This is a genomic window from Bradyrhizobium sp., from assembly GCF_049691595.1.
GTDB lineage: Bacteria > Pseudomonadota > Alphaproteobacteria > Rhizobiales > Xanthobacteraceae > Bradyrhizobium.
Window position 1 is genome coordinate 21,023 of the sequence record NZ_JBAVNZ010000616.1, and the last position, 18,283, is coordinate 39,305.

The window sequence follows — 18,283 nt, forward strand, 5'->3', positions numbered from 1 at the left end:
GGTCCGCGCATTATCGGCCTTCCGCACGGGGCTCGCCGGGCGAGCCTGTTCCCAGTCTACCCCGCAATTTGGTTCGCAGTTCCTCAGCGATGGAATACGCATCGACGCCGTCCCGAATGATTTGCGGTCGAATGAAAATGATCAGTTCGGTGCGTTTGGCCGTTCTGGTGGTGCGCGAAAAAAGAATCCCGACATTTGGAATATCGTCGAGCAAGGGAATGCCGCTGCGATCCTTTTCCGATTGCTCCTGGATGAGGCCGGCCAGCAATACGGTCTGACCGCTCGCCACTACGACGGAACTCTTGACCTTGCGTTGTGATACCGTCGGCGTCAGGTTGGGCTGCGCGGTAGACGACGCGTTGGAATTCGAACTCGTAACGACGTTGCTTATTTCCTGCTCGATCTCAAGACGGACATTGCCGTTGGCATTGATCCGCGGAGCGACCCGCACAATGATGCCGGTGGGACGATAGTCGACCGAATTGATGATCGTGTTGCTGGTGGCGGTCGCGGAATTGAGCACGTTTGCAGAGCCGGTGGAGATCGGCACTTGATCGCCGACCACCAATGTCGCCACCTGATTATCAATGACGACGAGCGAGGGGTTCGACAACACCTTCAAGTCGGTGACGGTATGCAGGGCGTCGAGTATCAGGTTAGGCTGGGCTTCCGGTCCGACAAGGAAATTGAACCCCGGAATAGCCCGGTTGAGAAACGCGTTAGCGACGCCATTCACGATGCTCGGAGCCGTACCGGCCGGAGAATTGAGGATCGAGCCCTTGTCCGGCCCCAGGCCGAGGTTACGGCTCGTCAGGAAGGACTGCACTCCGTAGCTCAGATTGTCGTTGAGGGTGACTTCCGCGATGGTTGCGTCGATCGCCACCTGCAATTGAGGGCGGTCGATCTGGTGGAGCGTACGCTCGATGATTCGATAATTTTCCTGGGTGGCGTTGATTAGCAGCGTATTGTTGACAGCATCGGCGGTAATCCTGACGCCTTGTAAGAGCGGCTGACCGACCGCGGCCGCGCCGCCCACGGCGCCGCGCCCCTCGGCGGCGTCGGCCGGGTTGAGCGCAGTCGCCGCGAGATTCGGCCGCGAGGCCGGAAAGCCCTGAAATCCCGGGCCGCTCCGCGCATCGGTTGCTCCGAAGCCCGGCTGCTGCCTCCCGCCGAATCCCGCCTGAGCGCCGCCCCCAGACAGACGATCGATGCTTGAGGTCCCGGAAAGACCAGAACCTGGCGCTACCAGGTTCTCCGCCGGATCCAACGAACCTGAGCCGCCGCCAATGAAGACCTCATTCAGGATGCGCGCCATCTGGCGGGCCTCGCCGTATTTGACGTGATATACGCGCACGCCCGATCGCGTCGCATCAGTTCGATCCAGGCGCTGGATCCAGGCCCCGACCGTCTTCAGCATTTCGGGTTTACGGGCGACCACAAGAATGGCGTTCATGCGGCCGATCGCCTGGAACTTGACGACGTTCTGGGAAAGGCCGCCCTCTCCGGAATCCAGGATCTTCTCGAGGTCGGCCAGGATCGGCTCTGGAGTGCTGTTCTGGATCGGATAAATCCCGACCAATTGACCTCGCATCCAGTCCGCGTCGAAACTGAGAATGGTGTCGATCGCAGCACGCCGCTCCGCACCGCTGCCCTGGATGATCAGCATGTTGCGTGTCGGATCCGCGCGCACGGTGCCCGGCCTGGTGGCGAAGCTGTCAATCAGCTTGATCAAGGTTTGGGCCGAAGCATGCTCCAGCGGGACAACTGAAATTCCATAGCCCGGCGCAGCTCGACCCGCGACCGTATCAGTGTTTCCGGAGCCAACCGCGTCACCAAGCGGAATAAGGCGGTACCCCAGCGTGTCCTTCACTATTACAACGCCAATTGGCCGCAGGGCGTTTTCGAGCACATAGAGCAGGTCCGATTTCGGCACCAGTCGTCCCGACGTCAGGCTAACTGTACCCTGCACACGCGGATCGATCGTATATCCCAAACCGAGAATTTCTCCGAGAATGGTCTTGGCTACGGTAGCGATGGGGGCGTTTTCAAAACTTAGCTCGTAACCATCCCTCGCGGGCGTCGACTGTAGTTGCGGTGCAGGAGCGGGCGGGCCGTCCGCTGCCGCGGCGTACACGGTTGGCTTCGCGCGATCAGTTGCGCCGTCGCCAGTTGACCCGGTTTGGCGCGGAAAACGTGGAAGCAGATCCAGCGAGCGAACCCTGTCGACTACGTCGGGACCGGGCGTATCAGTCCTGTCAAAATTCATCTGGGTGCAAGCCGGGAGCAGCACCGCAGCAAAAGCAACCCACGTCCTGAACGAAACGCCGCCAAGCGTTCGGTACCAGCACGCAGCGTTACGATCCCCTACCGAGTAAACTCCCAACCGAACTCCTAACGAAACCCCTAACAATGTGTTCACCAATCTTGTAATCTACACTGACCTTAGGATGCGGATGTCGATCAACTATCTCCAAATTTTTCGCGGCGTGGGCCATACTTAGCCGAAATCATGGTGAGATTTTCCGACTAATCGAATAAATTCCAAGGTATTGACAAAAATACAACACAGTGCTTCGGTCGTAAATTGACAGACTGGCTATCATGCAGTTCCGTCATTCGGAGCGCGGAGTCAATACACTGGCACGTGCATTGCTTTGCGGAGCCGTCTTGCGCGGATATGCAGGGTACGTGCCTCCTCCTGATGTGTAAGGCGTGTTTGCTCATGCGGTAAGGTAAACCTGCGTGGCAGGAGCAAATCGATTGCCGACGAGCTGTCTACCCGGCCTTTTCCACGTATTCGATCATGGGAAACGAAGCCGGAACAACGGCCAGTTCCGTAGCCTTTTCAGGAACAGCTCTTTTGATATGATAGCCCTAATATCCGCGTCCGCGTCATTCAGCAGCCGAACGAAACACCCATGCGAAGTCTGGCAAGGGTTCCTGGAACAAGGGTTCTTGGAAAATGGGCAGCGGGCCTGACGTTCCGGGCAGCGCTGGCAGCCGGTTTTGCCGCGACTCCATCGACGCCGAGCGAATCGATCCCACCCCCCTTCGGTGGCATGGCTGTTGAGGTGCAATTGCATTGCGGGCATCTCGCCGACCGGAAAGTTGTACAATTGCAGGAGCTGTCGGAGAGAACCATGGCCTCTCCTCGGACGTTCCGCGACTGCTCCGATTGCCCGGAGATGGTGGAGGTGCCGGCAGGTCGATTCATCATGGGGTCGGCGGACGGGGATCCTGATGAGCGGCCTGCCCACGAGGTCCTCATTCGGAAGCCGTTTGCGGTCGGCAAGTTTGAGGTGACGTTCGCTGAATGGGAGGTCTGCGCAACAGACGGTGGGTGCCTTAAGAACAAGAGCCCAGGCGATGAGGGCTGGGGCAAGGCGAGACGCCCTGTCATCAACGTCTCCTGGAACGATGCCAATGAATATCTGGCGTGGCTCTCCCGCAGGACCGGCAAACCCTATCGGCTTTTGACAGAGGCTGAGTGGGAATACGCGGCGCGCGCCGACACCAGCACCAAATATGCATTCGGCGATAGTATCAACAAACAGCAGGCCCAGTTTTCAAACGGCAAGCCTGGCGCCGGCCAAACCGTGGAGGTCGGCAGCTTCGCCGCCAACGCATGGGATCTCTACGACATGCACGGCAACGTTTGGGAGTGGGTGGAGGACTGCTATGCGCCGAGCTACGTTGAAGCGCCCGCCGACGGTTCGGCTCGAGCCGTTCCGGGTTGTCCATCTCGCGTCCTTCGTGGCGGTTCCTGGGACTATGGACCGCGGGAACTCCGCTCGGCGGTCCGCTACAGGCTGCCAGTCATTTATCGGGTCGACGAAATCGGCTTTCGGGTTGCGAGAGATTTTTAGCCGGGCACATTCGTGGAACCTGCTTTGGCGGTCTCGTGGGTCCGGCAGGCACTGAAAATACAGCTCCGCCAGGCGCGGGAAGCAGTAATATGATATGCTTGACGTTATGTGGCTAAATGACGAGATCCGGGCCGGGACAATATCGGCTGCGATTTTGCTCGCGGTGGGCTTTACGCTCGGCATGGTGGAGGGGGCTGCCGCCCAGCTGCGCGAAGAACCCGCCGCGGTCGTAGGCAATCCGCCGACGCGGATTGGGTTCGATCGTCTGTCGGCCACCCGCGAGCGTCCTTTGTTCTCGCCCTCCCGCCGTCCTCCGCCGGTTGCGGAGACCCGGTCGCTCCCGCCGCCGCCACCGCCCCCTACGCCAATCGCGGCAAAAGCGCCGCCAAACCTGACGTTCTTCGGCACATTCGAGAGCGCCGAGGAGGTGGGCGCCGCAGTGCAGGTCGGGCCGCACGAAAGAGCCACGGTCATACGGTTCGGCTCCTACATCGAGGGTTGGCGCGTGACCGAGATTAGCCGTGACCGTCTGGTGCTGTCGTTCGACGATCGCACGGCAGTGTTCTCCCTGTTCAGTCCGAAAAATTCCAGCGTGCCGCCGCCGGCGGTCAGCCAGGACTCGAAGCAGGGTGAGCAGCCGCCGCAGCCTCGCCGGGACGGAAACAATCAGAACGTCATCAAGCATACGAACAATCGCTAGCAAGCTCCGCGAGCTGGCGAAGGGATGTCCATGACCACTATCGGTTGGGAGGGCGAACAGCGCGCAATGTGGTGGCTGTTCGATCCGGATACGAACCGCGCCCGCAAGCCGAACACTTGGCCGTGCCGACTAATCCAATCCCGCGGCGTGAAGTCCTCGCTAAACCTAACTCAGGCTTGGAGCCTTCCACCCATGCCACAAGAGCGGTGTAACAATTGAGCTGGCAAATGTCCGCTTCCATGGGCGATTCGTGCTGAAGAAGTCGGGCTAAGGACGGGGCGCAAGCTGGTGATCAGGGCCACAGCAGATGTACGTGCCACGCCCAATTTATGGGCATGCGCCTTAGTCTGCGGTCTCAAGGTTCCGCGAAATGCTGACCAGTTCAGCGATGCCGGCCACCTTCATTTTCGACATGACGGTCGCACGATAGGTCTCAAAGATTCGAATGCTGAGGCCAAGTTCATCCGCAATAAGTTTGTTGGGTGCACCCTTGAGCAATCGAGCCAGTACTGCTTTTTCCTCACCGGTCAAACTTGAGAGCCTGGTACGAATTTTCTCGGTATTCGGATCGACCGCCGTTTCTTCATTCTGATGCACCAGGGCTTGGCGGATCGCCCTGACCAGGTCGCCATTTTTAAACGGTTTCTCCAGCAGATCGACCGCGCCTCGCTTCATGGCTTCAACAGCGAGCAAGATATCCGCATGCGCGGTAACAATGATGATCGGCAGCGCGAGGCCGCGTTCCCTTAGTTTCGACATCAGTTCGATGCCGCTGATACCCGGCATACGCACGTCGGTCACCACGCAACCAGCCGCGTGTGGCCCGATCTTTTCAAGGAAATCCAGAGCCGACGTATAGGTTTGGACGACAAATCGCTTGGCCGTCAGAAAGCCTGCGGTCGAAGTGAGAATGGCGCGATCATCATCGATGACATGAACGATCTGCTTGTCGCTCATTTGTCGATCTCCGTGTTCACCAATGGCGACGTGAAGCGGAAAACAGTCCAATTAGACTATGAGCGCTTCGGTCTTCCGGGCGGAAGCGTTCCCTTCGTTCGGCGAACGATGGCGGCAAACACTTTCTGGTCCGCCTCGATCTACAGGCGGACCAAGTGGACAGCAGACTCAGGGAAAGTTTGGTCAAGGCGATGACCGAAAGCGGGCGGGAGCCAGGTCTTTCCGAGCGCGCGATAGCCGGGCCAGGCGCCGAACGAAAGATCAATGATAACGCCGCGTGCATGCAGCAAAAACCCTACGCAACCCAAAGAGGTTGCCATGCTTGGGGAGAATCGATGCGCTGACGCGTACAACCCCAAGTTAAAGTGCGTCGGAAACTGCGTCTATTATATTCTGCTCAATCCACAACAAAGTAATTCGGCGCAAGATCGGCGGGGCGAGGATCCGCTCGGGCGCTGTCGCCCGAGGTGTGGGTTCAGAGCTGAGCGTCAGGATCAGGTCTGCCACCAGGCAAGCTTGCGGCGCGCGGCCGGCCGAATGGGCCGAGCTCGTGTTCAACCGGAATGATGGTCGACATCTGGGATCGACGTGATTCCCGACAGTCTGGGTTGGCTGTTCGTCGGGGTCGCGGAGCTCACACATGGCGGCACGGGTATTGCGCTGGCGGCGGGTCGATCTGCGCGACGAGTTGCGCATCGCTCCGGCATGGCCCCACACGAACGCTCGGTCGGGAAGGTTCTGGCCGAGCTCCGGCTACCGCAGGCTATCGGTAAGCACGGCCCCCTCCGAAGATCAGCCGGTAACAGGGAGGCGGTAGATTTTTACTTTCCGCCCCGCCATTGCCCGGAAATGCCGAGAACAACCCTGATCCGACCCTCTCCGTTTTCGCTCGCGGGAGCTGTCTGCGGCGCCTGTACGTCCAATTGATCGACAAACAGGAAAGGCATGCCGACCTCCAGATCATAGAGAACTTTCTGCAGAGCGGGCTGTTCCATTTCGCAACTGACCAGCAGACCGACGAAGCCATCCTTGGCTTGCGTCGCCACATCAAGTTGCGACGACTGGATGGTGCCGCCAACAGCATTGACGGCCGAGGCGACGTGCTGCAGCAGCGTGGCCCCCGCGACCGTTACCGTCGGCCCCTCGAGGAACGGCGTCCCCGGATGTTCGGCCGCCGGTGACGACGCACCGGCGGTGCCGCGCCCTCGTCGGTCCTGCAACCGCTCGAGCAAGTCCGAAGTTTGATCGAGCGCGCGCATGTGATCGAGAATGTCGGAGATCGCAATGCAGGCCGTTGCGATAAACCCCCCAACCAGGATGACATAGAGTACCACCGCGATCAGCGGCGAGCGACCGAGCGTACGGGCAATAACGGGTCGAGGATTCATGGGCTCGCCATATTCGTCGGTTCGATCTGCGCCTCGATATGGAAACGTTCGCCGGGATCCGAAGCGACGCGCGTAGTCGGGGCATAAAATGTCGCCCGGGTGAAATGCGTGGATTGCTCGATCAGGGAAATCAGCGACGGCGCGTCGCGGGTAATGCCGATGATCTGAAGCTTGTTGCCAGCGAGATGAAGCTCGGTGACATAGGCATAGTCGGGCAGCACTTGGGTGAGCGCGTCGAGCACGATAACGCTAGCCGGATTCTCGGCCTTGCGCCGCTCAAGCGCTGCGATCGGCGAACGATCGCTCCTGCCGCTGTCGGCATGAATCGCGGCGCGACGCTGCGAAATCTGCCGGGCCAGTTCATCCTGCTGCGCGCCCAGATGATCCGACGTCCAGACCGCCGACATCATCGACAGCAACGAGAGAATCCCGGCTGCCGCCAGACCGATCAGTAGCGCGCGGCTTAGACGCTCGGCGTCGAGGTGCCTGGGGGCCCTTTGCTCGAACACCTTGACCCGCCCGACGTCGTAGCCGGCGACATCGGTCCAAACCGCGACGGCTGCTGGATGAAATCCCCACACCGGCTCAACATAGGTCATCACAACCTTGCGGGTGGTGGCCGCGATGACTGCGGTAATACGCCCGGAGCCGCTTTTGGTCGGGCTGCTGCAGCCGAACACCGCCTCGTTCGCACTCCACGGTGTAAGGCGATCGATTTGCGCACGCACGATGCCTTCCAGGAAATCAGCCGCCCGCGCCGGCAGTTCGAGCGGACGAAAAAGGAAATGCTTGGACTGCAAAACGACCTCGACACGGCTTCCCCTCAGCATGGGCCCTAAACCGGGCGCGCTCAGTGTCCTGCCGTCCAACGGGATACGCGTCGGCATCACCTCGGATTTGCCTTCCGACTCGGCGGCGAATCCACCACCCTCTTGTTCGACCAGCCGTACCACACGCGGCGATATCACGCGGTCGAAGCCGGAGATTATCGCGGCAGCGACGATATCAGTCCAGCCCTGAAGAAACCCGCCAATCGTCTTTAGCCACTTCATCGTAGTGCGGCCCTTTGCGGTCCTGCCCCGCCATCCACCCCGTTACGCCAGGACAATACACGATAGGGCTCATCGCCGTCGTCGAGAAGCAGGATGATGACCTCAGCACCGGTCTGCCGACCGCCACCGAACTCGACGCCAACACTCAGCCGATAGGCCCTGGACGCCATCAGGCCCGTTTCCCCGGTTCCGGACAACCCCGCTATGGATTTCGGATCGACGCCGGGCTTTTCGCGCTCGGTGAGCACCGCCTGCAGCCTCTCCGGCGTCATGCCCGGCAGCGCCGCCACCACCTCGGGCGCGGCGTCGAGGATGCTGATCGACGCAAGATTGCTGAACACCGTCACGAACGGGAGCATCCGTTCAATGAACGTAGACGGAATTCCCTGCACCAGCCACAATTCCTCGATCTCGGGAAACGGGGCGTGGCGTGGTACATAGGTGAGCCCCAAGGCGCGGTAAAACGAATTCTCGGGATCGTCAGCGGGAGATTTCGTGGACGTGCGCCAGGCAATGATGCGGTCAGCATAGCTTTCCGCATCGGATGGCGTTGCACCGAGACCCCCGATCAACCCGACCAGCAATCCTTTCGGCGCGGAATTGAGGTCGACGCGCGCGGCCTCGGAACGAAACATCACCGATAGCCTGGCGACACCGACTTTGGCATTGAATGTTCCGTGGGTGGGGCGGTCACGTTCCCCGGCGCCGGTCAGCCGATAGGCCGTGAGTTCAACCGCTGCTGTTACCAGCGCCTCGGTCTGGACCCGATCGGTACTCCCGGCCACGATCGCGGCGGTGTTGGTGACATAGGTCAGATAGATCAGCACCAGGGCCGAAAGCGTCGCGAGAATCCACAGTACGGCTACGACAATGAAGCCGCGCGCATTGTGTCGCCCACCCTTGAATATGACACCCAGTTCCATGTCGATCGAGTCAGCCCGTCAGAGGGGCTCTCCTTCTCTTTTCGGGCTATCCGGTTTCGGTTTCGCTGTGAGGCATTCCTGCGGATTTTTCGCTCGTGCGCATTCGGCCGACGCGTTGATATGAACAATGGAGGCACCGGAGAACGCAAGTATCCGCCCGGTCGCGGCATCGCGCACCGCAATACGGATCATATTTGGAAGCTGCGGCAGGCCGCGCCAGTCCGGTTGCCAGACCTGATCCGGTCCCGCATAGGAAAACGTCACACGAAACGGCGAGCGGATCAGCACGACGGGATCTCCGAGCCTGATCTGTGCGCCCGATGGCATCGGCGTGAACGGCGCACGTTCGCGGACCATCGCGAGGCCTTGGCGGTCGGCCTTTTCGATCAGCCTGACAATTTCGAGACCGGGCTTTGAGTTGGGACCAACAGCGGTTCGTACGAAAGTCACCGACAACTCCGACCCCTCGAACAGCGGCACCTTGGCATCGCCGTTAAGCGGCACTGTCTCTGCGACGGAGAGGTCCGCGACGATGCGCTCCAAACCAATCGCCAGCCGTTCGGTGCGCTGAACATGCGCCATTCCCCTGTTCCAGTTCGGCAGCCATTGCGCTGTCACGGTCGCCAACGCTGCGAGGATCACCGCCGTCAGCAGTGTCGCCAACAACATTTCAATCAGCGTGAAGCCCGCCTCATCGACGAACGCGCCGCGCGAGGACGCCCTCATTGCGTCGCCGTTGGCACGAGGCGCACGGTGTCAAGCTGCATCGTCGGACCGCCGGGCGCCTGCAACCGAATGGCAACGGCCAGCGGCGTCCAGCGGCCTGTCTGCGCCACGCCACCCGTAGCCGTACTTATCGGCGAGACATCGAACCGCCATCGATAACCGGCCAATTCGCCGGACTGGCGGCCCGGCATCAACAGGTTGCGTGCCGGCAACGCGGCCAACAATGTCTCGGCGGTGCCAGTCAAGGCCAGCCGCTGATCAATCGAGCGCGTCCCCTTCACCGTCGTTGCGATCAGCGCACCGATCGAGGAAAGCACGGTGGCGATGATCGCTAATGCGACCAAGGCTTCGATCAGGGTGAAGCCCGCCCGGTCGTTAGAGCAGCTTTTGCGGGACAATCTCGACGCCTCCAGTAAGCCAATTGACGCGGATCTCCAGCGATATCCCCGGACGAGCCAAGGCAATGGTGCCGCCACACGACATCCCCGACGGGAAAAAATCGATCGACTTGCCAGCTATCCGATCCGAGCACCGCGATGCCAACATTGCGTTCATTGCAACATCGCCCGGCAGCTTGATGGTACGGCCGGATACGCCCGACTGGATGGAGCGCGTCGCCGCATCCACCCTGGTCGTCACCGGGATCTGCCGCCGCAGCGCGACGTTGCGATCCGCCTTCAGCAGGGAAGCGGTTTCCACCGCAAAACCCTCCAGCTTTGTGCGGGTCGTCGCGCGTGGAATCGCCGGCAAAATGATGGCTGCGAGCAAGCCGATGATGGCGAGGACGCACAGGATTTCGATCAGGGCGAAGCCTTTCTCGCCGATCTCGGACTCAGCGCGCTCCAGTTGCGATATCCGCTGCCGTTCCACTTCCGCCTTCCTGGCCGTCGGACCCAAGTGACATGATTTCGTACGGAGCGCGCTCGCCCGGCGAACGATAGACGTAGGGGTGTCCCCATGGATCGTTGGGAACGAGGCCGTTTCTGAGATAGGGCCCGTTCCAACCGGCAGCATTACCGGCCCGGGTCAAGGCGCCAAGCCCTTCGCTGCTGTTGGGGTAACGTCCGAGGTCGAGATAATAGAGATCGAGCGCGCTCGAAAAGCTCTCGATCTGGATCTTGGCTGCCTTGGCTTTGGACTCGCCGAGATAGTTGAGCACGCGTGGTCCCACCAGCGCCATGATCAACCCGATGATCGTGATGACGACCAAAATTTCGACAAGCGTGAATCCGGCCTGCGACTTCCTGAGCCGGCGCCGGCGTGTGGCACTTGCTGGAGGATGTCGGCCCAATTCGATTCTCCTCCCAACCGTTCAGCCAACAATCTGGCTCACCGACATCAGCGCCGTCATCACAGATACGATCAGCCCGCCCACCACGATGCTTATCACGATGATAGCCGCAGGTCCCGCAATTCCGACCACGCGGTCGAGCGTGCGTTGCAGCTTCGCCTCATAAAGCTCGGCGACCCGGCCGGCCAGCATCGGCAATTGACCGGTTTCGTCTCCGAGCCGCAGCATTCGCACCGCCATTGGCGGAAGAGCCTGGGTATCAGATAGCGCATCTGACAGCTTTGCGCCATGACGGACGCGGTCGGCGGCCTCGGTCCATATAGCCGACGGACCAGCAGTCGACATCATATCGACGAGGATTCGCAGCGTCGTCGTGAGGTTAACTCCGCTCCCGAGCAAGACTCCGAGGTTTCGGCAGAATAGCGATGTCCGGTAGTAGGTCATCACGGGATGGATCGCGGGCAGCCGTGTCAGTAGATTTGAAATGCTGCGGCGAATTCCGGGGCGGCGTAGCAATAGCCAGATCGCCGCAAGGCCTGCGGCGACCACCGCCAGCACCCCGTCCGAATTGTTGCGCAGGAACGTTGAGAAGTTCAGAAAACCGAGAATGATCGGATCGACCTTCGCCCCGAAATCAGTTAGCACGGCGGCGAATTGCGGCAGAACGAACGTCAGAAAGAACAGCAGCACACATCCGGCGGCCCCGAGTACGAAGAGTGGATACCGCGTGGCGTCGCCTAGTCGTCGCTTCAGCGACTCGGAGCGGCTTCGCTCGTCGGCCAGCACCTCGAGTACCTGGTCCAGCGATCCAGATGCCTCGCCAACACGGATCAAGGCTAGATACATCGCAGGAAACAGTCCCTCGTGCCGCGACAGGGCTTCCGCAAGGCTCTCGCCGGCGACGACGTGCGACCTGATATCGGCAACCACCGGACGCAACCGGCCAAAATCGCGATCCGCGGCAAGAAGCTCAAGACCGTCATTGATCCGGGCGCCGGCGCGCAGCAGCAATGCGAGGTCGCGCGTGAAGATCGTCACGTCTTCCGCGCGAGGCTTGTTGAAAAGGCCGAAGACACTGCGTGCCGAGCCTCCGTCCGCGACCGTTACACTGTCAACCAGCACGAGCCCGAGGCGCTCGATCCGCTGCGCGACATCGCCCGGCGTCGGTGCCACGATGGCGCCGCTAACCAATTCGCCATTGCTGTTGACTGCCTGATAGCGATAGTTCGGCACGGGATCACCGAATGGTCGTTACACGGAAGACCTCGGATACGGTCGTCAGCCCGGCGCGGCACTTGGCAACGGCATCTGACAGCATCGTGGTCATACCGCCTCGGATCGCAGCATCGTCTATGGTGTGCGAATCCGTTATTGGACCTACGAGTTTTCTCACCTCATCGGACATTTCGAGGATCTCGAAGACGCCGTTGCGGCCGCGATAGCCGGTACCGCCGCAGCGCTCGCAGCCCGACGCTTCGTGGATTGTTTCGCCTGCCTCGAAGCCGATCATTGCAAGGCGCGGATCGTTGCTGATGTCGGCTGCAGCCAGCTTGCGCACCACCTTGCAGCGGTCGCAGAGCACCCGCACCAGGCGCTGGGCGACTACGGCGCGTACCGTCGACTTCAGCAGAAAGCCTTCGATGCCAAGGTCGATCAGGCGCGGTACTGCTGCGGCAGCGGTTTCGGTGTGCAGGGTCGTCAGTACCAGATGGCCAGTGAGGGCGGCGTGGATCGCGATATGCGCGGTCTCGGCGTCGCGGATTTCGCCGACCATGATTACGTCGGGATCCTGACGCACGAAGGCGCGCATCGCGGTCGCAAATGTCAATCCGATCGACGGCCTGACCTGCGACTGACTAATTCCGCGAATTTCATATTCGACAGGGTCTTCGACGGTAAGAATCTTGCGGGTCGGTTCGTTGAGGATCGATAGCATGGTCGCTAGCGTTGTTGTCTTGCCGCTGCCGGTCGGACCGGTGACCAATATCATGCCATGCGGGAGGGCGAGCAGACGGGTCATGATCGACTCATCCTTCGCCGACAGACCCAGTTTTCCCATTTCCAGCAGGCCGCGGTCCCGCGGCAGCAGACGTATGACCGCGCTTTCGTTGTGCTGGGTCGGCATGGTCGCGACGCGGATGTCGAGTTCCGAACGGTTGACGCGAACGCGCGCGGCGCCGTCCTGCGGCAGCCGCCGCTCCGCGATGTTGAGGCCGGCAAGAATTTTCACCCGCGAGATCAACGCTTGCGGTGAAATGCCTGAGGGCGCCTGCATGGCGCGCAATAATCCATCGACGCGCATTCGCACCGAGAGGCCCTTGCGGAACGGTTCGATGTGGATATCGCTGGCGCGAAGCTCGACCGCCCGCTCAAGCAGATCGTTGAGCGCGCGCACAACGGGCGCACCGCTTGCGAGATCGCGAAGACTCTCGATGTCGTCGTCGGATTGCTGGGTCGATCCCTTGACACCATCCTCGGGACTGGCGCCATCAACATCCAGGCGCTGGTCGAGTACGGTCGCGATGTCCTCAAACGACGCCACCGCGACCTCGATCGGGCCGCCAAAAACGATCTCGGCGGCCCGGATGGCCGCGGTGTCGGTTGGGTCTGCCAATGCAAGCTGGTAGCCTCCATTCGACCCGCGTAGCGGCAGAATCACGGATTCACGCAAGAACCTACGCGAAAATCCGTCCAGGCATGGAGTGCTGGCGAGCAGCTGCCGAAGACTGAGCCTGACGACGGCCCAATGGTCCGACACCTCGTCGGCGAACTCGTCGGCTGACAGATCGGTCCCTTCCCACAACTCCCGAAGTGGCCGGGCCAGGCCCGAATGGGCAGTGTTCTCGACGCGGGCACTTACCTCCGGCGGCAATGAATACTTATTGAGAAGGTGCTGCCTGAAGGTCTCGGCGGAACTGTCTCGCGTCGAATTCATGGCGCTAACCCTGATACTGAAAAATACTGAAAAAATTCAGCCTGCAGAGGAAACCTTGGCTATTGACTTACTCTTGAACAAAAACACAATTAAGTCAATTTTTGAACTTGTTTTGTGTTGCGGAAAGGACGAGCAGCCGACTGGCGGCACCGCCGTCGACATCGTAAATTTATCCAAAGCCACAGGCTAACGATTTGATCGACGGATCGGCCATTGACACGTCACGCCGGCAGCTCCTTCTTAGTTTTGTGCTTCTCGCCGCCGTGGGTGCGAGTCTGGTCGCGGTAGGCGGCCCCGACGGATTGTCCGGCGGGTTTCTCGCGTGCTTAATGATCGCGATTGCGGTCGTCGACTCAAGGCGCCACATTATTCCGAACGAGTTGACGGCGGCCGCCATGGCATTGGCGTTGCTGCGTGCCGCAGCGATCGCAACAGACGTCGATCCGCACCCCGTAGTTTGGGCGGCGTGCAGGGCGGCAGCGACGGCCCTGCCCTTTCTGCTGCTGATGGTCGGATATCGACGCTGGCGCGGCCGCGAAGGGCTTGGCTTTGGCGATATCAAGCTCGCCGCTGTCGCGGGCGCGTGGCTCGACTGGGTCATGATCCTTGCGGTGATCGAATTCGCAACGCTGTCAGCGCTCGGCGTCTACTTCCTGAGCAAACACATTCCCAGGCGTCCAATGAAAGCGACAGCATTTCTCCCGTTTGGAGCCTTCCTTGCCCCGGCGATCTGGATCGGCTGGCTGGTCGAGGCGCTGCTAAATTAGGCCATCCGAATCCGAAGCTCGCCTCAGAACCCAGATTAAAAGGCCGCCAGAAATCTTGCGTAGTTTTGGTTCGTAGGTTCTCTTCGTAGGTTCTCTTCGTAGGTTCTCTTGGCGGTTGCTTCGCGAGTTTCCTTGCGGGCAGCAACGCAAATGCGGGCAGCTCAAATAGCACCAATAGCTTGTCAGCGCTCGCGAACGGGCACCCATTCAAGCGCACGCTGCCGCGACCGCGCAATCTCGCTGCGCGTCATCTTGGTCGTCATTGCATCGCGAATCCGCGCGCGCCTGTCCCGATCCCGAGGGGACGCGATCGCCGTTGACAGGTTGAGCCACTTGTTGGCTTCCACGACATCCTGCGGCACCCCGAAGCCCTTGTCGTAAAGAAGACCGAGCGAGTATTGTGCGGCGCCGTCGCCCTGTTCCGCGGCGCGACGGTACCACATCGCCGCTTCGGTGTAACTCTGCGGCACACCGCGACCGGTTTCGAACATGAAACCGAGATAGGTTTGGGCGGCGGGATTACCCTGTTCCGCCATCGGAATGAAAATCCACGACGCCGCGACGTAATCCTGGCGCATAAATGCGGAAACGCCCTGCCGAAGCGACACGGCTTCAACAGGATTACCGCTCGACAATAGCCATGCCGCGATGCTTGCGGTTGCGAAAAGAAATCGCATCAGGCGACCGGAAATGTGGGGGCGCCCGGTCGGGGCGCCAATATCCGCATCGATGTGACCGCGGCAGGGATTGCTCATCGTCAGTCTCGTCTGTTCTGTCTGAACCGAAGCACAATAATCTTGCATTCGGGGAATATCCACACGGTTTCGCCGCCGGAACGGCTTCGTAACAGGCCCAGGTTGTCGCCATGGCGCCCCCAGTATTTAAGTAATGCCCTGCCGGATTGCTGACCGGCGCTTCCATGCGCCGGTCTTCAGTAACGTCTGACGGGACCTCGGCATCGTCGTCCGCATCATATCCGCAAGGGGAGCGGAGCCACATGAAAAACGAAAGTATCACGAGATTTAAGCTCAATCCGAAGAAGCCGCCGACTGTACCGCGCGTTGCGCGAAGCTGAACTTGAAGCAGGAAGAGTTCGCGGCTCGGTATCACCTCCCGCTTGGGACTGTGGGAGATTGGGAGCAAGGCGCCCACGGTCCCGACAAGGCCGCGCAAGCGCTGCTAACGGTCATCGCAAGAGACCCGGATGCTGTGGCGCGCGCTCGAGAACTGGCTTCAGAGTGCCGGTCCGAGGGAGTAGTTACGCCGCCAGCGCGTGGCGCGGCGTGTGCTGGCGTAGCTCTGCGCGCTCTATCGCAGCGTCACGGCGAAGCAATGTCGCCCATCTTCACCCTTTAACCCTTCCTGAGAGAAGGGTGACAGTTCATTCCGGAGACATGGGTTACACAATAGGGCCTTTTGCGAGGAGAGCAAAATGCCCCGGCAGGAGTGTAATCCTATGGATGAACGGCTGAAGTTCGTTGCCGGGCTGCTGGAGATGGCGGTCCTGCACCGTCGAGGCGGTTTGCCAGCGCAGCATCACGGCCATGTTGCCGTGGGCGCTGCGACACGGCAGATATGACATGGCGGGCTGAGCGTGGCGCCGGGGCCCGCCAAGGCACACGCGATACGTGCGGAATGAATTCTTCAAGCAGCATGTCGCGCTGGATTTCCGGTGACTATCGGCGGCCGCGGAAGAGCGCACCTTGATACTTTGATTTTTCGTTTTTGCCATTATGGCATAAACGGATCGTGGGATGATGATCCCGTGATAGAAATGGTGCTTCCGAGGCGATGTCGAAGGCGAGAGGACTGAATTTGCGTGCGTAGGTTCTTGCCGATTGCTCACCTGCGAAGAAGGAAAAGCCATATGTTATATTACGCCCTCATAAAGCCCGCCAACCGCACCGGCTCAGACATCTGCGCGGCGAGCATTTCGCGCACGAGGAGCTGTCACTGTCCCCTCAGATTCTGCGCCAACGCTTGATTATTCCAGGTGAGTTTGTGGTGAGTCTAACCCTCACTCACATTGGGGCGCTTTGGCTAAGTGTGATTTTATGGCGCACCCGACACGATTCGAACGTGTGACCTTTGCCTTCGGAGCAATATAGGCTGCCCATCCTAAATACGCGATAGGGCACGCTATGGTTCGCCATCAATCTGAAACCACTACATATCTCGCAATAGACGAGCGACGCTCCTATCCGAATTCTCGCTCCGGTTTCCGCCCGCCCGCTTACGTGGTGCTTACGCGAGAAATCGAGGCCAAATCGGAGAAGCGCCGTGCCTAAGCTCACCAAGCGGGTCGTCGATGCCGTTGATATCCGTCAGAAGGACTACGTCCTTTGGGACGACGAATTTCCGGGCTTCGGCCTTCGCGTATTTGCCTCCGGCAAGCGGAGCTACGTCATCCAATATCGAACTGCCGGCCGTTCGCGTCGCTACACAATTGGGCTCCACGGAGTCTGGACTCCTGAGACCGCACGGCAGGAGGCGAAGGCCCAGTTGGGTAGGGTTGCACAGGGGGAAAATCCCGCCGAGGAACGCCAGCTCGATCAACAGGCGATCACTGTCAAGGAATTATGCGAGCTGTATCTTCGCGACCTCGAAGCCGGCCTTATTCTCGGCAAGGGAGGGCGCCCCAAGAAGGCCACCACCATCGTAACGGATACAGGCCGCATCCAACGTCACATCATCCCGCTGATCGGCCGCCGGCGAGTGAAAGACCTTGTGAAAGCCGACATCAACAAGGTCCTAAAGGACATCATGGCGGGGAAGACCCGCACATCGGTCAAGACCAAGAAGCTCCGAGGTAAGGCAATCGTACGGGGCGGCGCAGGCACGGCCACGCGAACTGTCGGCCTGCTAGGAGGTATCCTCACCTATGCTGTTGAGGCTGGGATCATCGAAACAAATCCGGCGCACGGCCTTCGAAAACCAAAGGACAATGTCCGCAATCGCCGCCTGACGGAAGCTGAATATCGCACTCTGGGAGGAATCTTGCGTAAGGCGGCCGAGGACGAGAGGTACCAAATGACGGCCGATATCATTCGCCAGATTGCTCTGACCGGATGCCGCCGTTCGGAAATGATTACGCTGCAGTGGATCGAGGCTGATATGGAGGCAAGCTGCCTGCGTCTGGTCGATAGTAAGGAGGGTGCCTCGACCCGGCCTATTGGGTTGCCTGTAGTGGAATATCTAGAACGCCGATGGACGGCAGAAGCCGGCACTTACGTCTTCCAAGGTCAGGGCGACGATAATGCGTTCGGCAGTTTCCCCAATCATTGGGAGAGCATCTTCCGCGATACGCTACTCGCAGATATCACGCCGCACGTATTGAGGCACAGCTTCGCGAGTATCGCAAACGACCTCGGGTTCACCGAGGTCACGATCGCGGCCCTTGTCGGTCACGCCAAGGGGTCGGTCACAAGCAAATACATCCACTCGCTCGATACCGCGCTCATTATGGCTGCGGATACGATCTCGGGCTATATCCAGGGTCTACTCGACGGTGTCGAATTCAAACAGACCGCTTACGCTCTTGACCGCGACTCCCGGAAGGCGGCGCTTGCGCGCTTCCTGCGCAATGCCGTCGGCGAGGTTGACACAGGTATCGAAGAACGGGAGTGTCTCGCTGCTTAAAGAACTAATTTCCGCTTTGCGATGATCAGCCGGCATAAG

18 protein-coding genes and 1 pseudogene are annotated in these 18,283 nt (G+C 60.2%); 6 read left to right on the forward strand and 13 right to left on the reverse strand.

Annotation, left to right across the window (positions count from 1 at the left end; translation table 11 throughout):
* Positions 1–10 precede the first annotated feature (10 nt).
* Positions 11–2,266 carry a type II secretion system secretin GspD gene (gspD, locus tag WCE35_RS24720; protein WP_424595931.1) on the reverse strand — a complete coding sequence of 752 codons (2,256 nt, stop codon included), beginning with the start codon at positions 2,264–2,266 and terminating at the stop codon, positions 11–13.
* A 652-nt stretch (positions 2,267–2,918) separates the two neighbouring features.
* Between gspD and WCE35_RS24725 the strand changes: the two genes are divergently transcribed.
* Together WCE35_RS24725 and WCE35_RS24730 are read left to right on the forward strand one after the other, a co-directional pair.
* Entirely contained in the window at positions 2,919–3,866 is a 948-nt protein-coding gene (locus WCE35_RS24725; protein WP_424595932.1) for a formylglycine-generating enzyme family protein, read from the forward strand.
* 94 nt (positions 3,867–3,960) lie between these two features.
* Positions 3,961–4,566: a hypothetical protein gene (locus tag WCE35_RS24730; protein WP_424595933.1), complete on the forward strand. Its 606-nt coding sequence runs from the start codon at positions 3,961–3,963 to the stop codon at positions 4,564–4,566.
* 342 nt (positions 4,567–4,908) lie between these two features.
* On the opposite strand, the gene WCE35_RS24735 is transcribed toward WCE35_RS24730, so the two are convergent.
* The 11 genes and pseudogenes from WCE35_RS24735 to WCE35_RS24785 form a co-directional block, all read right to left on the reverse strand.
* Positions 4,909–5,523 carry a response regulator transcription factor gene (locus WCE35_RS24735; RefSeq protein WP_424595934.1) on the reverse strand — a complete coding sequence of 205 codons (615 nt, stop codon included), beginning with the start codon at positions 5,521–5,523 and terminating at the stop codon, positions 4,909–4,911.
* A gap of 821 nt (positions 5,524–6,344) precedes the next feature.
* Positions 6,345–6,911 (reverse strand): type II secretion system protein GspM, encoded by a 567-nt coding sequence (gspM, locus tag WCE35_RS24740; RefSeq protein ID WP_424595935.1) that lies wholly within the window; start codon positions 6,909–6,911, stop codon positions 6,345–6,347.
* The gene (locus WCE35_RS24745; RefSeq protein WP_424595936.1) at positions 6,908–7,963 is read right to left on the reverse strand and encodes a PilN domain-containing protein; all 1,056 of its coding nucleotides are present in this window, start codon (positions 7,961–7,963) and stop codon (positions 6,908–6,910) included. Before WCE35_RS24745 ends, gspM begins: the two co-directional genes overlap by 4 nt.
* A complete protein-coding gene (locus WCE35_RS24750; RefSeq protein ID WP_424595937.1) occupies positions 7,960–8,886 on the reverse strand; it encodes a general secretion pathway protein GspK in 927 nt (308 codons plus the stop codon). The genes WCE35_RS24745 and WCE35_RS24750 overlap by 4 nt, the downstream gene beginning before the upstream one ends.
* Positions 8,887–8,904: 18 nt before the next feature.
* A complete protein-coding gene (locus tag WCE35_RS24755; protein WP_424595947.1) occupies positions 8,905–9,429 on the reverse strand; it encodes a hypothetical protein in 525 nt (174 codons plus the stop codon).
* 87 nt (positions 9,430–9,516) lie between these two features.
* Positions 9,517–9,612: pseudogene (locus WCE35_RS24760) on the reverse strand (prepilin-type N-terminal cleavage/methylation domain-containing protein); the annotation flags it as partial.
* The gene (locus WCE35_RS24765; protein WP_424595938.1) at positions 9,609–10,010 is read right to left on the reverse strand and encodes a type IV pilus modification PilV family protein; all 402 of its coding nucleotides are present in this window, start codon (positions 10,008–10,010) and stop codon (positions 9,609–9,611) included. The pseudogene WCE35_RS24760 and the gene WCE35_RS24765, both read right to left, overlap by 4 nt.
* Positions 9,988–10,482 (reverse strand): pilus assembly FimT family protein, encoded by a 495-nt coding sequence (locus tag WCE35_RS24770; protein WP_424595939.1) that lies wholly within the window; start codon positions 10,480–10,482, stop codon positions 9,988–9,990. Before WCE35_RS24770 ends, WCE35_RS24765 begins: the two co-directional genes overlap by 23 nt.
* Positions 10,445–10,903, reverse strand: coding sequence for a type II secretion system major pseudopilin GspG (gspG, locus tag WCE35_RS24775; protein WP_424595940.1), 459 nt, complete (start codon positions 10,901–10,903; stop codon positions 10,445–10,447). Before gspG ends, WCE35_RS24770 begins: the two co-directional genes overlap by 38 nt.
* A 21-nt stretch (positions 10,904–10,924) precedes the next feature.
* Positions 10,925–12,136 carry a type II secretion system F family protein gene (locus tag WCE35_RS24780; RefSeq protein ID WP_424595941.1) on the reverse strand — a complete coding sequence of 404 codons (1,212 nt, stop codon included), beginning with the start codon at positions 12,134–12,136 and terminating at the stop codon, positions 10,925–10,927.
* 4 nt (positions 12,137–12,140) lie between these two features.
* Positions 12,141–13,838: a GspE/PulE family protein gene (locus tag WCE35_RS24785; RefSeq protein WP_424595942.1), complete on the reverse strand. Its 1,698-nt coding sequence runs from the start codon at positions 13,836–13,838 to the stop codon at positions 12,141–12,143.
* On the opposite strand from WCE35_RS24785, the gene WCE35_RS24790 reads away from it, so the two are divergent.
* Positions 13,741–14,028: a hypothetical protein gene (locus WCE35_RS24790; protein ID WP_424595948.1), complete on the forward strand. Its 288-nt coding sequence runs from the start codon at positions 13,741–13,743 to the stop codon at positions 14,026–14,028. The two genes, WCE35_RS24785 and WCE35_RS24790, sit on opposite strands and share 98 nt — an antisense overlap.
* A 4-nt stretch (positions 14,029–14,032) precedes the next feature.
* Positions 14,033–14,605, forward strand: a complete 573-nt coding sequence (locus WCE35_RS24795; protein WP_424595943.1) for a prepilin peptidase — start codon at positions 14,033–14,035, stop codon at positions 14,603–14,605.
* Positions 14,606–14,787: 182 nt separating this feature from the next.
* Here the strand turns inward: WCE35_RS24795 and WCE35_RS24800 are convergent, their stop codons facing one another.
* The gene (locus WCE35_RS24800) at positions 14,788–15,423 is read right to left on the reverse strand and encodes a tetratricopeptide repeat protein (protein ID WP_424595944.1); all 636 of its coding nucleotides are present in this window, start codon (positions 15,421–15,423) and stop codon (positions 14,788–14,790) included.
* 638 nt (positions 15,424–16,061) lie between these two features.
* On the opposite strand from WCE35_RS24800, the gene WCE35_RS24805 reads away from it, so the two are divergent.
* Positions 16,062–16,184 (forward strand): hypothetical protein, encoded by a 123-nt coding sequence (locus WCE35_RS24805; protein ID WP_424595945.1) that lies wholly within the window; start codon positions 16,062–16,064, stop codon positions 16,182–16,184.
* Positions 16,185–16,885: 701 nt separating this feature from the next.
* Positions 16,886–18,244, forward strand: a complete 1,359-nt coding sequence (locus WCE35_RS24810; RefSeq protein ID WP_424595946.1) for a tyrosine-type recombinase/integrase — start codon at positions 16,886–16,888, stop codon at positions 18,242–18,244.
* The last annotated feature ends 39 nt before the right edge of the window (positions 18,245–18,283 follow it).

Bases quoted from the DNA above. Each gene is read 5' to 3' on its own strand.
- WCE35_RS24730 (WP_424595933.1), top strand. From the start codon at position 3,961: ATGCTTGACGTTATGTGGCTAAATGACGAGATCCGGGCCGGGACAATA.
- gspD (WP_424595931.1), bottom strand. From the start codon at position 2,266: ATGAATTTTGACAGGACTGATACGCCCGGTCCCGACGTAGTCGACAGG.
- WCE35_RS24805 (WP_424595945.1), top strand. From the start codon at position 16,062: ATGGATGAACGGCTGAAGTTCGTTGCCGGGCTGCTGGAGATGGCGGTC.
- WCE35_RS24745 (WP_424595936.1), bottom strand. From the start codon at position 7,963: ATGAAGTGGCTAAAGACGATTGGCGGGTTTCTTCAGGGCTGGACTGAT.
- WCE35_RS24750 (WP_424595937.1), bottom strand. From the start codon at position 8,886: ATGGAACTGGGTGTCATATTCAAGGGTGGGCGACACAATGCGCGCGGC.
- WCE35_RS24725 (WP_424595932.1), top strand. From the start codon at position 2,919: ATGCGAAGTCTGGCAAGGGTTCCTGGAACAAGGGTTCTTGGAAAATGG.
- gspM (WP_424595935.1), bottom strand. From the start codon at position 6,911: ATGAATCCTCGACCCGTTATTGCCCGTACGCTCGGTCGCTCGCCGCTG.
- WCE35_RS24785 (WP_424595942.1), bottom strand. From the start codon at position 13,838: ATGAATTCGACGCGAGACAGTTCCGCCGAGACCTTCAGGCAGCACCTT.
- WCE35_RS24735 (WP_424595934.1), bottom strand. From the start codon at position 5,523: ATGAGCGACAAGCAGATCGTTCATGTCATCGATGATGATCGCGCCATT.